The sequence below is a fragment of the Saccharomonospora iraqiensis subsp. iraqiensis genome (genome assembly GCF_000430445.1).
Classification (GTDB): Bacteria; Actinomycetota; Actinomycetes; order Mycobacteriales; family Pseudonocardiaceae; genus Saccharomonospora; species Saccharomonospora iraqiensis.
Genome location: NZ_KE387062.1, coordinates 23,917 through 37,478 on the forward strand (window position 1 = coordinate 23,917; position 13,562 = coordinate 37,478).

At 70.0% G+C, this 13,562-nt stretch carries 13 protein-coding genes and 2 tRNA genes; 6 read left to right on the forward strand and 9 right to left on the reverse strand.

Features of this window, described 5'->3' with window-relative positions; all coding sequences use genetic code 11:
- From ACTIR_RS21870 to ACTIR_RS0105255, 8 genes are all read right to left on the reverse strand, one after another.
- On the reverse strand, positions 1-2,059 hold a 2,059-nt coding region (locus ACTIR_RS21870; protein WP_154663669.1), incomplete at its 3' end, for an AAA domain-containing protein.
- Positions 2,060-2,286: 227 nt separating this feature from the next.
- The gene (locus ACTIR_RS0105225; RefSeq protein WP_026453481.1) at positions 2,287-2,487 is read right to left on the reverse strand and encodes a hypothetical protein; all 201 of its coding nucleotides are present in this window, start codon (positions 2,485-2,487) and stop codon (positions 2,287-2,289) included.
- A gap of 221 nt (positions 2,488-2,708) precedes the next feature.
- A complete protein-coding gene (locus ACTIR_RS0105230; protein WP_026453482.1) occupies positions 2,709-2,963 on the reverse strand; it encodes a hypothetical protein in 255 nt (84 codons plus the stop codon).
- Between the two features lie 196 nt (positions 2,964-3,159).
- Complete coding sequence (locus tag ACTIR_RS0105235) at positions 3,160-4,026, reverse strand: YDG/SRA domain-containing protein (RefSeq protein WP_034238508.1); 867 nt, start codon at positions 4,024-4,026, stop codon at positions 3,160-3,162.
- Between the two features lie 121 nt (positions 4,027-4,147).
- Positions 4,148-4,220: transfer RNA gene (locus ACTIR_RS0105240), tRNA-Arg, on the reverse strand.
- A 59-nt stretch (positions 4,221-4,279) separates the two neighbouring features.
- A tRNA-Ser gene (locus tag ACTIR_RS0105245) sits at positions 4,280-4,367 on the reverse strand.
- A 102-nt stretch (positions 4,368-4,469) separates the two neighbouring features.
- Positions 4,470-6,449, reverse strand: a complete 1,980-nt coding sequence (locus ACTIR_RS0105250) for an acetoacetate--CoA ligase (RefSeq protein ID WP_026453484.1) — start codon at positions 6,447-6,449, stop codon at positions 4,470-4,472.
- A gap of 177 nt (positions 6,450-6,626) precedes the next feature.
- The gene (locus ACTIR_RS0105255; protein ID WP_026453485.1) at positions 6,627-7,280 is read right to left on the reverse strand and encodes a dienelactone hydrolase family protein; all 654 of its coding nucleotides are present in this window, start codon (positions 7,278-7,280) and stop codon (positions 6,627-6,629) included.
- A gap of 107 nt (positions 7,281-7,387) precedes the next feature.
- Between ACTIR_RS0105255 and hisC the strand changes: the two genes are divergently transcribed.
- Positions 7,388-8,443 (forward strand): histidinol-phosphate transaminase, encoded by a 1,056-nt coding sequence (gene hisC, locus ACTIR_RS0105260; protein ID WP_026453486.1) that lies wholly within the window; start codon positions 7,388-7,390, stop codon positions 8,441-8,443.
- 174 nt (positions 8,444-8,617) lie between these two features.
- Here hisC and ACTIR_RS0105265 read toward each other — a convergent pair whose 3' ends face one another.
- Positions 8,618-9,403: a sulfite exporter TauE/SafE family protein gene (locus tag ACTIR_RS0105265; protein WP_026453487.1), complete on the reverse strand. Its 786-nt coding sequence runs from the start codon at positions 9,401-9,403 to the stop codon at positions 8,618-8,620.
- Positions 9,404-9,576: 173 nt separating this feature from the next.
- Between ACTIR_RS0105265 and ACTIR_RS0105270 the strand changes: the two genes are divergently transcribed.
- The 5 genes from ACTIR_RS0105270 to ku form a co-directional block, all read left to right on the forward strand.
- Positions 9,577-10,674, forward strand: a complete 1,098-nt coding sequence (locus tag ACTIR_RS0105270; protein WP_026453488.1) for an Rv2629 family ribosome hibernation factor — start codon at positions 9,577-9,579, stop codon at positions 10,672-10,674.
- A gap of 71 nt (positions 10,675-10,745) precedes the next feature.
- On the forward strand, positions 10,746-11,195 hold the full coding sequence (locus ACTIR_RS0105275) for an ATP-binding protein (RefSeq protein ID WP_007023641.1): 450 nt from the start codon (positions 10,746-10,748) through the stop codon (positions 11,193-11,195).
- The gene (locus tag ACTIR_RS0105280; RefSeq protein ID WP_007023640.1) at positions 11,192-11,992 is read left to right on the forward strand and encodes a SigB/SigF/SigG family RNA polymerase sigma factor; all 801 of its coding nucleotides are present in this window, start codon (positions 11,192-11,194) and stop codon (positions 11,990-11,992) included. Before ACTIR_RS0105275 ends, ACTIR_RS0105280 begins: the two co-directional genes overlap by 4 nt.
- 324 nt (positions 11,993-12,316) lie before the next feature.
- Positions 12,317-12,715, forward strand: a complete 399-nt coding sequence (locus tag ACTIR_RS0105285; RefSeq protein WP_267879481.1) for a DNA polymerase ligase N-terminal domain-containing protein — start codon at positions 12,317-12,319, stop codon at positions 12,713-12,715.
- Between the two features lie 12 nt (positions 12,716-12,727).
- Positions 12,728-13,562 (forward strand): non-homologous end joining protein Ku (gene ku / locus ACTIR_RS21875; protein ID WP_065388546.1); only part of this gene is annotated, 835 nt, incomplete at its 3' end.

The following is a 13,562-nucleotide window of genomic DNA, read 5'->3' on the forward strand; positions in this document are numbered from 1 at the left end:
CGCGGCCGGCGAGCACGTCGGTGAGCGCGTCGCCGATCCAGGCCTCCCGGCGCGCGGCGAGCACGTCGGCCTCGTCGGCGAGCTCGCGCAGCCGCTGCTGGAGTGCGTCGCGCTCGTCGGTGTCCAGCCGGGACACCGCTTCGAACACCGGGTGCGAGGTCAGTTCCTCGTGCGGCCTGCGTTCGGCGGCGGCGCGGTCCTCGGTGGTGACCGCGTGCAGGAACGCGGTCGGCTCGGACAGGCGGTCGGTGGCGATCAGCCGCTGCGCCGACTCCGACTCGTCGGCGGACAGGGCGTCGTCGCGCAGGTGTCCGTGCCACCGCCCGATCTCGTCGTCGGTCAGCGGCGGCGGGTCGTCGGCACCGACCGGCACGTGCTCCGCCAGCCATCCGTACCGGTCGGCGTCGGCCTGATGGTCCCGGGCGATCCGGGCGAGCGAGCCGGTGTAGCCGCCGTGCTCGTACTCGGTGACCTCCCGCTCGCGCCGGCTCACCAACTTGCTGTGCAGCGACGACCGTTCGCGGCGCAGCCGGTCGATCTGGTCCAGACACTGCTGGATGGCGCCGGCGTTCTCCCGGTGGTTGTAGTCGTGCGCGGCCTGGGCCAGCTGTTCGACGGCGACCTTGAGGTCGGCCATGTCCTCCCGTGAGCTGCCCACCACGCTCACGGCCAACGGCTTGATGGTGTCCGGGAGCTTCTCGCGCACCTCCCGCAGCGCGCGGTCGGTGTGTGCGGTGACCAGGACCCGTTTGCCCTGGGCGAGCAGGTGCGCGAGCAACGCGGCGGCGGTGTAGGTCTTGCCGGTCCCGGGCGGCCCCTGCACCAGCACCTGCGCCGACCTGTCGACCCGCTGGATGATCTCGCGCTGCCGGTCGTTCACCGGCATCGGCAGGAACATCTCGTCGTCGACGGCCACCCGGGCGCCGTCGCCGGTGTAGGTGGCGCTGCGCGGCCGGTGATCCGGGTCGACCAGCGGCACCACACCCTCCGGCACCTCGCCGGTGTCGGTGAGCTGGGAGACGATCGAGTCGAAGATCTCCACCATGCCGCGCTGGGAACGCCTGCGCAGGATGAGCGCGGGAGCGAACGCGGCGCTCGCGTGCTCGGTGACGGCGGGTTCGGTGTCCTGGTCGAGGTATTCGCCGTCGGAGTCGAGGGTGTGCACCAGCCTGCGCGCGAGGGCGCCGGCCTCCTCCCGGTGCAGCGGGTGCGCCTCGAACTCGCGGGCCAGCTCGCGCGTCTCGTTCACCTTGTCCGGGGTGCGGATCACCCCGGGGTCGAGCATGTCCAGCTCCACCTTGAGCACGTCCGGACTGTCACTCCGGCGCACGGACAACCGCGCGGTCTCCTCGTCGAAGTGGAGGGACACCGGGCAGGTCAGCATGTGCCGCCGGACGGGATCGTGCCGGTCAGGGCGCCAGGCGAGCAGACCGGTGCCCAGCACCAGCTCCAGCTCCTCCGGGCTGTTGGTGGACCTGACGTAGAGGGAGAACAGTTCGTTGTACTGCTCCCGCACGACCCGATCGTGGGACTCCTGTTCCGCCCAGGCACGCCAATCGTCGAGCCAACTGTCGAAGGCGGCCTCGATCTCCGGGGAGTCGGCGAGGCGGATCGTGCGGTGACCGGCGGTTTCCGGGCCATGGGCGTCGGTTCCGCTGTCCTCGGCGTCGTCGTCCACGGTGTCGTCGGCCCTGGCGACGGCTTCAGCGGCGGGGACCCGGATCGTCTGGCGCAGCCTCGGCTCGGTGTCCGGCTGATCGAACGGTTCCTCGACCCAGCGCCGGAGCTCGCCCCCGGGTTCCGGCGGGTCGACACGGGGCACCCGGTCGATGACCAGGATCGGGTCGTCCGGGTCCGGTTGGTCGCCATCGTGGTGCGTGCGGGTGACCGCGGGATGGTCGGCCGCACAGTCGTTCAACCACAGCACCGCGCCCTCACGCCGGTAGGCGTCGAGGGTGCGGGGTGCGGTCGTCTTCAGCGACTGTGCCCGCTGGAGGAACTCGAAGAGGTGGCGAGTCCGTTCGGTGATCTCGGTGGCGGTCCCGTCCGTGTCCGTCACCGGACATCACCCCGGGTCACGCCGTTCACTGCCACGTCGCCGCGGTGCACTCGCACTCCCGCGTCCCTCCATAACCGCTCGGATCTCACCCTGACGGGGTCCATGCTGGCCCCGTCGGACGTCGTTCCGACCACCCGCGGTGTCACGGTCGGTTATCGATCCGCAATGCGATTCGACCAACGCGGTTCTGGGGGACGTACTGCGTGTGACGACGCTGTGCGCTTGTGTCAGGGCGGAGTGTGCCCCGTGGTGTGTTGCGGCGGGTCCTCGAGCGGGAGGTTCTCGAATCCGGCCTGCGCGTCCTTGAGACGACGGTCCTCCTCGGCGACCTCCTTGGCCTCGTCGATCGTGCTCTGCGCACGGTCCAGCGGGCCCTCGTCCGCCTCCGAGGCTTCTTCGTCCCGGCGAGCCGGGTTGTCGTCCGTCATCTCCGATCACCTCCTGACCCGGTGCTACCCCTAACGGGTGGTACGCAAACGGGCACGGCCTCGCCTTGTCCCCCTCCGCAGCAGAAACGCCCCGCCCGGATCGGGCGGGGCGTCCGCTCACGCGCAAGCAGGCGTGCGCGCGATTGAGCAGGCACGGATGACGCCGGCTTCCTGTCCGCCGACGCCCGTAGTGTGTGAATCGATCGTCAGACGGCTGCGGGCTAGTCGGTGCCCATCCCCCTGGCGAAGTCACCGTTCAGCCCGGCACTCAACGTCTCACCGACGAAGTCGAGCGAGCCGTTCATCGCCGCCTGCACGTCCATCCACTCGGGCAGCTGACTCGTCTGGATGGTGACGTCCGCTTCGGGGTTGGCCTTCGGGTCCTCGGCCGGGGCGGCCTGGGCCATGCCCGCGCCCACCGACAACGTCGCGGCGGCGAGGAATCCGCTCGCCAGCACGCGCCGAGTACGAATCATGGGTCCTCCTTGTCGTTCGTAGGCGGCGCACCAGCGCCGCCGCTGGAGGACGTTATTGCGACCGCAGGGCGGGCGCCCGTCGAAGTCGCCGCTTCAGGCGACACACGGGCAGGTGGTCTCGTCAGGCGTGGAGTTTGAAGCGCTCAGCGCGGGAACGCGAGGGACGAGTGGTGTGGGGTGTGCGTTGACGCTGCGTTCATGGGGTCGCCGTGTGTTCTCGGTGGTAACGCAGGTACTCGGGATCGATGTGATGCTCTCGAACGGTACGTAACGGATTCATACGGGTACCGCTCAGTGCATCCCAGACGTCGCCCTCTTCGTCCACGAAGATGGCCCCGTTATCGAACAACACGTGATGGTTGGGACACAGGCACAGCATGTTGGTCTCATGATCGGGGCCCTCGTGCGGCCGACCAAGCGCCCGGATGTGGGCAGCCTCCGCGTAGGGCCCGCCCGCCGTTGTCAAACGGAGACCGCAAACCTGACACGTGAAATCGTGCAGTTCCTTCACCCGGTCCACCGCGGACCGGTCACGGACGATCCGGCTGCTGATGTAGTCCACCCGTCGAGTATGCGCCGGGACCGCCTTCTTGAGCGCCTGCTCAACCGTCTTGTTCAGCTTTTCCAGCCTGAACCGCCAGATGCGGTACCCGTCCAGACCAACCGCGTGCCAATAGTTGACGACACGGAACAGACCGTCGTATCGGTAGCCGCGCTCGGGCGAGTAATCCGGATTCCCCCCTGCCCCGCGAATCACCCGCACTGGTCGTTGATCAAGCTGACTCCGTACCAGGCCGATATTGCCTTGGACGAGCTTCTGATCGTTGATCTGCCGGCCCGTGCTCGGGTCACGCCCGCCCTGGCCGGTGTAGATGATGACGTCACCATGGTCTTCATCATCGGGGTAGCCGCCGGACACGACGATCGAATCTGCCCCATCCTTACCGCCGGAGATGCCCCCTTGGTTCGGGCTGTGCAGCCCTGCCAGTCGCAACTCCTGACGGTTGGCGAACAGGGTGCCTTCCGGATAGCCCGGAATTTCGCCGTACTCGCGTTGCGCCACGGCACTGACTTTAAGCCACTAGTTGACGATCAGTCAGTAACAGAGCGGACACAGCTTCGGGCGTCTGGCAGAACCAAGCCACAAAAGAGACCCCGCGGCTCACCGCGGGGTCTCTTGAAAGCGCGCCCGTAGGGATTCGAACCCCAAACCTTCTGATCCGTAGTCAGATGCTCTATCCGTTGAGCTACGGGCGCATCGTCTTCAGTTTTTACCCGACCGGGTCGGGCTGGCGCTCGGCTGGGCCGAACCCCGGCGGAGGCTCCGGGATTTGAACCCGGGAGGGGGAGACCCCCAACCGCATTAGCAGTGCGGCGCCATAGACCAGACTAGGCGAAGCCTCCCAGCTCGTGAGCACTGACCATAGCGTACACGCCTCCGCCAGGGCTTTCCGACCCACCCCCTCCCCCGGGTGGGTCGGCGGCCCCGTCAGGCGCGTGACCGGCTCATTCGCCGCTCGCGTAGGCCACGAACGGGCCCAGGGAGTCCGGGTTCGCCAGCGCGTCGCGGCTGACGGCGGTGTCCGGGTCGACGCCACGGAGGATCTTCTTCACCGGGACCTCGCACTTCTTGCCGTTCAGCGTGCGTGGCACGGCGTCGACCACGACGAACCGGTCGGGCACGTGCCGGGGGGAGAGCGCCTTGCGCAGCTCGCGGCGCAGTCCCGGCTCGAGATCCTCCAGCGACGCGCCCTCGGACAGCACGAGAAAGCACAGCAGCTCCCCCTCCTCGTTCGCCGAGGTGTCGATGACGAGCGAGTCGCGGACGTCGTCGAAGCCTTCCACGACCCGGTAGAACTCGGCGGTGCCCATGCGCACCCCGCCGCGGTTCAGGGTCGAGTCGCTGCGGCCGTAGATGATCGCCGAGCCGCGGTCGGTGATCTTGATCCAGTCGCCGTGCCGCCACACGCCCGGGAAGTCCTCGAAGTACGACTCGCGCAGGCGGGTGCCGTCCGGGTCGTTCCAGAAGGACACCGGCATCGACGGCATCGGCTCGGTGATCACCAGCTCGCCGACCCGGTCGACGAGCTCGTTGCCGGCGTCGTCGTAGGCCGCCACGGCCGCGCCGAGGCAGCGGCAGGACAGCTCACCCAGCCACACCGGCACGTCCGGGGACGCGCCGACGAACGCCGTGCACAGGTCGGTGCCGCCGGACACGGACGCGATCTGCACGTGTTCGCCCACCTCGTCGGCGATCCAGCGGAAGCCGTCGGTCGTCAGCGGGGCGCCGGTGGAACCGAGCGTGCGGAGTGCGGAGAGGTCGAACTCGGCCGCGGGACGCAACCCTTCCTTCAGGCAGCTCTGCACGAACGGCGCGGACGTGCCGAAGTAGGTCACCTCGTGCCGCTCGGCCAGCCGCCACAGGGTCCGCAGGTCCGGGTGGCCGGGGCTGCCGTCGTAGAGGACCACGGTCGTGCCCACCAGCAGGCCGGAGATCAGGAAGTTCCACATCATCCAGCCGGTGGTGGTGAACCAGAGGAACCGGTCGCCCGGCCCGAGGTCGCTGTGCAGGGCCAGCATCTTGAGGTGTTCGAGGGTGATGCCCCCGTGCCCCTGCACGATGCCCTTCGGCAGGCCGGTGGTTCCGGACGAGTACAGCACCCACAGCGGGTGGTCGAACTCGACCGGCTCGAACTCCAGGTCCGCACCGGCGTGCTCGTCGAGCAGCGCGTCCCAGTCGAGCGCGCCCTGCATCTTGCCGTCGCCCTCGTAGTCCACCAGCACCGTGGCGGCCAGGCCGGGGAGGTCGGCGCGCAGCTGCTCGACCGTCGGCCGGACGTCGAACGAGCGGCCGTTGTAGACGTAGCCGTTCACGGCGACGAGGACCTTCGGCTCGATCTGGGTGAACCGGTCGGCGACGGCGCGCACCCCGAAGTCGGGCGAGCACGACGACCAGACCGCGCCGAGGCTGGCGGTGGCGAGGAAGGCCACCAGGGTCTGCGGGCAGTTCGGCGCGAGGGCGACCACCCGGTCGCCCTTCGTGACCCCCAGGTCGGACAGCGCCGAGCGCATCGCGGCGACCTGCGCCCGGAGCACCCCGAAGGTGACCTGCTCCGAGGCCCCGTCCTCGCGCTCGAAGAGGATCGCGACGTCGTCGTCCGACTTGGCCGCGCCGGCGACGTCCCGGCCGAGCGCGTGCTCGGCGTAGTTCAGCGTGCCGCCGGAGAACCACCGCACGCCCGGCATCGTGTCCCCGGACAGCACCTCACCCGGCTCGTCGTGCCAGCGCAGACCGAGGTACTCGGCCAGCGCGGACCAGAACTCGGGCACCGATCCGGTGGAGAACCGCCACAGCTGGTCGTAGTCGTCCACCCGCACGCCACGCTGCCGATGCAACCAGCGCCGGAAATCCGCGATCCGGGTGCGCTCCACCTGCTGCTCGCTCGGCCGCCACAGGACTTCGGGTTCGTCAGCGTCAGCACTCATGGCCGCAGCTTAGGCCACGCCAGGGGCCGCCCACCCCGTCCGGAAACCACACGATTCCCACGCCGCGGGTGTTGCCGTGAAGGGCACTTTCCCCGCGTCACACGCCGTGAGGGGCACATTCACTGCGTCACATGCAGGGAAAGTGCCCCTCACGGGAAACGACGGGTGCGGGGGTGGTCAGCGGAGGTGGGCGTCGAACCAGGCCAGGGTGCGTTCCCAGGCTTCGGCGGCGGCGTCCGGGGCGGTGTCGAAGCGGTGGCTGGCGCCCGCGTAGCGGACGACGTTCGTCGCGACCTTCGCCGCGGACGCGGCCTCGCGGAGACGTTCCACCTCCGCCTCGCCGGTCTGGTCCCCGTCGTCGCCGTACAGTCCCAGCCAGGGGCTCCGTAGCCCACCGGCGATGTCGGTCAGTGCCGGGAGTTCGGGCGAGGCGGGGGTGGTCAGGCCCCGGCCGCCGACACTCACCGCCGCGCCGAGCTCGCGGTTGGCCGCCACCACCAGTGACGCCGTTCCCCCCAGGTCGAAACCGACGACGCCGAGCAGGTCGCCCCGGATGCCCCGGTCGTCCACCAGCCACGCCAACGTCGTGTCGGTGGCCGACAGCAGGTCCTGTCCGCTGTGCCTGCCGTCGAGGTCCTGCAGGTGCGGCGTCACCGCGAGCCATCCCTCACCGGCCAGGGAGGCGACCAGGAACCGCGCCGCCTCGGTCACCCCGCCCACCTCGTGCAGCACCACCAGCCCGCCGCGCACCGCGCCGTCGGGTTCGGCGTGGGTCATGGTGATCCCCCGCCCGTCGGCGCGCTCGTAGTCGTGCGTGTGCGTCTGCGTCATGGGTCCACTCAACCACTGTTACTGCACCCGAGGTCAACGTCGACCGGAAGATATCGGACGGGATATAGGTTGGTCCCGGAATGTTTTCTCGACGCCGAGGAGCCGCCATGTCCCCCACCGTCCCGACCCGCGCCGACCTCGCGGCGCTGCCGCCCTACGTCCCCGGCCGCACCGTCCCGGGGGCGATCAAGCTGGCCAGCAACGAGGTCCCGGGCGGCCCGTTACCGAGCGTCTCGGACGCGATCGCGCGGGCGACGGCGGAGGTCAACCGCTATCCGGACATGGGCGCGTGGGCACTGGTGGACCGCCTCGCGCGGGAGCTCGACGTGCCCGGGGAACGGGTCGCCGTGGGCTGCGGCTCGGTGTCGTTGTGCCAGCAGTTCGTCCAGGCGCTGTGCGAACCGGGCGACGAGGTGCTGTTCGCCTGGCGCTCGTTCGAGGCGTATCCGATCGTGACGCAGGTGGGCAACGCCACACCCGTGCGCGTCCCGCTGACCGACTCGCACCACCACGACCTGACGGCGATGCTGGACGCGATCACCGACCGGACCCGCGTGGTGTTCGTGTGCAACCCGAACAACCCGACCGGTACCGCGGTGCGCCGCGCGGAGCTGGTCCGGTTCCTCGACGCCGTGCCCCGGAACGTCCTCGTGGTGCTCGACGAGGCCTACCGCGAGTTCGTGACCGACCCGGAGGTCCCCGACGGGCTGGAGTTCACCGACCGGCCGAACGTCGCGGTGCTGCGCACGTTCTCCAAGGCGTACGGCCTGGCGGGGCTGCGCGTCGGCTACGCCGTGGCCGCCGCGCCGGTGATCGAGGCGGTGCGCAAGGTGTACGTGGCGTTCAGCGTCAACGCGCTCGCGCAGACGGCGGCGCTGGCCTCCCTGGACGCCCGGGAGGAGCTGCTCGCCCGCTGCGCCGACATCGTGCGGGAGCGCACCCGGGTGTACGACGCGCTCACCGCCGCCGGCTACGCCGTGCCGGAGACCCAGGCGAACTTCGTGTGGCTGCCGCTGGGCGGGCGCACGGACGCCTTCGCGGAGCACGCGCTGGAGCACAAGGTGGTCGTGCGCCCGTTCACCGGGGAGGGTGTGCGGATCACCGTGGGCACCCCGGAGGAGAACGACGTCCTGTTGGAGGCGGCCCGCACGTTCCCGGGCTGACCGGCGCGGCCGGGCCACCCGCGGCGACGGTCTCCCGGACCGTGCGACGCGGGGGTCCGGTCGGCAGGGACGGCCGCACGACGGTGCACGTGCGGACTCGCGGGTATGGAGTGTCGACTCGCAGGCACAGAGCGGCGACTCGCGGGCATGGAGTGGCGACTCGCGGTGGGTGGGTCAGCGGAGGAGGAGTTGGATCATGGCGGCGACGCCGATGGTGACGATGACGGCGCGCAGGGCCTTCGGGGACAGCTTGCGGCCGATGCGGGCGCCGAGCAGGCCGCCGACGACGGAGCCGACCGCGAGCAGGGCCACGGCGGCCCAGCTGATCGGGGCCACGAAGGCGTAGACGGCTCCGGCGACGACGTTGACCACGGCGGCGAGCACGTTCTTGATGCCGTTGAGCTGCTGCAGCGACTCGGTCATCAACATCCCCATGACCGCCATGAGCATCACGCCCTGAGCGGCCGTGAAGTAGCCGCCGTAGACGCCGATGAGGAGGATCAGCGCGACCAGCAGGACGGTGCCGCCCGCCCCGCGTCCCTCGGGCTCCCCGCGGTCCGCGGCCCGCTTCTCCCGGCGGGCGAGCACCCACGTCGACACCCGCGGCTGGACGAGCACGAGCACGACGGCGAGGCCGATGAGGAACGGCACCACCGTCTCGAAGGCGTCCGGCGGCAGCGACAGCAGCAGGATCGTGCCGCCGATCGCACCGACGAGCGACGCGGGGGTGAACACCAGGAGGTTGCGCCACTGGCCGCCGAGTTCGTGGCGGTAGCCGATCGCGCCGCTGATGCTGCCGGGGGCCAACCCGATCGCGTTCGACGTCGTCGCGGTGACCGGGGGGTAGCCGAGCGCGACGAGCACGGGGAACGTCACGAGCGTGCCGGACCCCACGACCGTGTTGATCATTCCCGCCCAGACGCCGGCGACGGCGATCAGGACCGCATGCCACCAGATCATCGCGCACTCACGTCGGCCGACCCTAGGACGCACGACGGGGAACACCCGCAGCAGCACCCGAAAGGGTGGCCGGTGTCACCGGCGGGGACCCCTTTCCCGATCTTCGTCCACGTTTCACCTCCCCCCTACCGGGTAGTCGTTCCGCGACGAGTCGTCGCACGAGGGAGGTACGAGTGGACACTGCGAGGTTGCGCGAGCTGGTCACGGCCGACGGCCCGTTCGCCTCGGTCTACTTCGAGGACACGCACGACACCGAGGACGCGTCCAAGCAACTCGAACTGAAGTGGCGTGACCTGCGCGAACAGCTGTCCGGGCAGGGGGCGGACACCTCGATGCTGGACGCGCTGGAGGCGTCGGTGCTCGAAGGCGAGGCCCCTGTCGGGGTCAGCGGCCGCGCCCTGATCGCGGCCGGTGATGCGGTGCTGCTCGACCAGCACCTCAGCGAACCGCCCGCCGCCAGTGTCGCGCGCCTGTCCGAGCGGCCGTACCTCGTGCCGCTGGCCGAACACGGCGAACTGCCCCCGCCGCACGTGGTCGCCGTCGTGGACAGCGTCGGCGCCGACATCACCGCCGTCGACGAGCGGGGGAACATCGTGGACGCGCGGACCGTTGAAGGTAATGAGCACCACATCCACAAGCCACGGGGTGGTGCGTGGGCGCACCGCAACATCCAGCAACACGCCGAGGAGCTGGTGAAGCAGAACATCGAGCTCGCCGCCGACCATGTCGGGTCCGTCGCCCGGCGGATCGGTGCGAGTCTCGTGGTCTCGGCGGGTGCTCCGGAACCACGCAAGGCGCTGATCGAGGCTCTGCCGGAGACGGTCCGGGAGCACGCCACCGAGGTCGGCGCAGGCGGCAGACATCCGGGGTCGAGCGGGCAGGAGCTGGACCACCAGGTGAACGAGCTGCTCACGGAGGCGACCCGGCAGCGTCGGGAGAACGGCGTCGACCGGTTCACCGCCGCGCTGGCCAAGCCGACCGGGCTCGCGGTGCAGGGGATCGAGGCGGTCACGACGGCGCTGCGCGAGGCCAACGTCGAGACGCTGCTCGTGGGTGACCCGGGTGACGCGGAGGTCTCCGTGGGGTCCGAGCCGTACCTGCTGGCCGCCCAGGAGGAGGCGTTGCGGACCCTCGGCGACGAGAACGTCCGCCGCGCCCGTGCCGACGAGGCGCTGCCGGTCGCCGCGGCGATGACCGACGCCGATGTCATCCATGTGGGCGATCGAGTCGACCTCACCGAGGGATTCGGCGCGATTCTGCGGCACGACTGAGGGAGGGCAAGCGTGATGAGGACTACCGTAGGCGGACAACGTTGAACGGTCGGCAAGACACCGAGGTGACAGTGACCGAGACCAAGCCGCCGTCCAGTGACGTCGGGGCGCACAACGACGTCGGGGCACAGGACGACATCGAACTCCGGCTCGGGGCGAGCCTGGTGCACCTGCCCATCATCCGGTCGGTCGCGGCGAGTATCGCCATGCGCGCGGACTTCGACCTCGACGCGATCTCGGATCTGCGGCTCGCCGTCGACGAGGCCTGTTCGACGTTGATCACCCGTGCCGTCGAGGGCAGCACGATGGTGTGCCGGTTCACGATCAGCGACGACCAGCTGCGTTTCCGGGGTGCGGTCACCTCCGGCGAGTCCGACGCCCCGAGCACGGCGTCCTTCGGGTGGCGGGTGCTGACCACGCTCGCCGACTCGGCCGACGCCTGGGCGGAACCGGGGACGCAGAACGGACAACGGAACTGGATCCACATCGAGCTCGCGAAACGGAAGCCGACTCTTACGTGACCGAATCGACCACTCAGGGACCGCGCACCCCGTCGGACGACTACGAACACCTCAACCCGCTGTTCGAGGAGTTCGTCGACCTCGACGAGGAGAACCCGCGGCGCGCCGAGCTCCGGCAGGAGCTGGTCACCGGGTTCCTGCCACTCGCCGAGCACATCGCCCAGCGGTTCTCGGGTCGTGGCGTGGCCAAGGAGGACCTGGTCCAGGTGGCCCGGGTCGGGTTGATCAACGCTGTCGACCGGTTCGATCCCCGGCGCGGTTCGGACTTCCTGTCCTTCGCCGTCCCCACCGTGATGGGCGAGGTCCGCAGGCACTTCCGGGACACCGGCTGGGTGATCCGTGTGCCGCGCAGGCTCAAGGAACTGCACCTGTCGATCAACAACGCGAGCACCCAGCTCTCGCAGCGTCTCGGCCGGGCACCGACACCGAGCGAGATCGCCCAGCACCTCGGCCTGAGCGCCGAGGAGGTCTTCGAGGGCCTGGAGGCGGGCAACGCCTACCACTCGATGTCACTGGACGAGGTGCTCTCCGCCGACACCGAGAACCTCGCGCTCGGGGACACGCTCGGCGAGGAGGACGCGGCGCTGGCGGGGGTGGAGAACCACGAGACGCTGCAGCCGCTGGTCAAGCAGTTGCCGGAGCGGGAACGCACGATCCTGGCGCTGCGGTTCGTGCACAACATGACGCAGACCCAGATCGCCGAACGCATCGGGATCTCGCAGATGCACGTCTCCCGGCTGCTCGCGCGGACCCTGAAGAAGTTGCGCAGCGGACTCGTCGACGAGGACCAGCTCTGACCACCCGGGTGGGTGGTCACACACTGTCATCCCGGTCCGGATCCGTGCACGGAAGGGCGCGTTTCGCCCACAGGACGGTGTCCCTCGATGGGCGGTCGGTGGGTCCCCCGTAGGGCCCAACGGGGGACCCACCGGCGAGCACACCCCACCGTCGTGGCGTTTCCCCAGCTCACCTGCGGGTATACCGCTCGCATGGCGGATCAGGACGCGCTGGACGCAACGTCTGCGACACCGCGCCCTCGACACTCTGCGGATGATCGGGCGGGCGCGACGGCACAGCAACGTCAGTCACTCTACGTAATAGAACGTGACGATGCGTCGAGCCTGCACTACGAGTTCCGGCTCGAGATCGGTGGTGCGCTCGTGTCCTGGGCGATCCCCAGCGAACCGTCCCTGGATCCGGGCGACAAGCGGCTCGCCATCCGGACCGGCGACCTCCCGGCCGAGCGCGGGGCACCGACGACGGCGGCGTTGGTGTGGGACTCCGGCACGTTCGACAACGTCACCGACGAACCGGTGGAGCGCGGCCTCACGGCGGGCAGGCTGAACCTGTGGCTCGAGGGCCGCAGGCTGCGCGGCGCGTTCGACATGATCCGCACCAGGGAGAGCCCCGTCCAGGAGCAGTGGCTGCTGATCAAGCGGGACGACCGGGACGCCGCCCCGGGCGACCGGGCCGCCGCCGGGCCGGTGGTCGGCGCCCGGGCACCCGACGACACGGAGTGAGCCGGAGGAGTCGTGGCACGAGCCATCTGGAGCGGGGCCCTCAACTTCGGTCTGGTGACCGTGCCGGTCGAGCTCTACAGCGCCACCCAGGACCACACGGTGCACTTCCGGCAGTTCCAGCGCGGCACCGCCGACCGGATCCGCTACAAGCGGGTGAACGAGCGCACCGGCGAGGAGGTGCCCTACGACGAGATCGTCAAGGGCTACGACCTCGGCGGGGACGAGTACGTGATCGTCGAGCCGGAGGAGCTGGACGAGGTCGCCCCCGGACGCTCCCGCACGATCGACATCGACGCCTTCGTGGACCTCGACGAGATCGATCCGGTGTACTTCAGCAAGACCTACTGGCTCGCCCCGGCCCGGGAGGAGTTCGGCCGCGCCTACAGCCTGCTGATCGACGCGATGGGGCGGACCAACCGGGCAGGCCTGGCCCGGTTCGTGATGCGCGGCAAGGAACACATCGCCGCGGTCCGCTCCGGCGACGGTGTCCTGGTGCTGAACACCCTGCTGTTCCCGGAGGACATCCGGGACCCGGCCAAGGAGATCACCAAGCTGCCCCAGGCCGGTCAGGCCCGCGGCAAGGAGGTCGACATGGCGGTGAGTCTGATCGAGTCGATGGCCGACGAGTGGCGTCCGGAGGAGTACCACGACACCTACACCCAACGGGTCATGCAGCTCATCGAGGACAAACGCGCGGGCCGCACCATCACCCCGGCCGAGTCGCCGCCCGAGGCCACCAAGGTCGTCGACCTGTTCGACGCCCTGTCCCGCAGCGTCGAGGGGCGCAGGCGCGGCGGCGAGCCCGCGGAGGAACCCGCGCGGGAGGCCGACGGCGGGCGGAAACCGG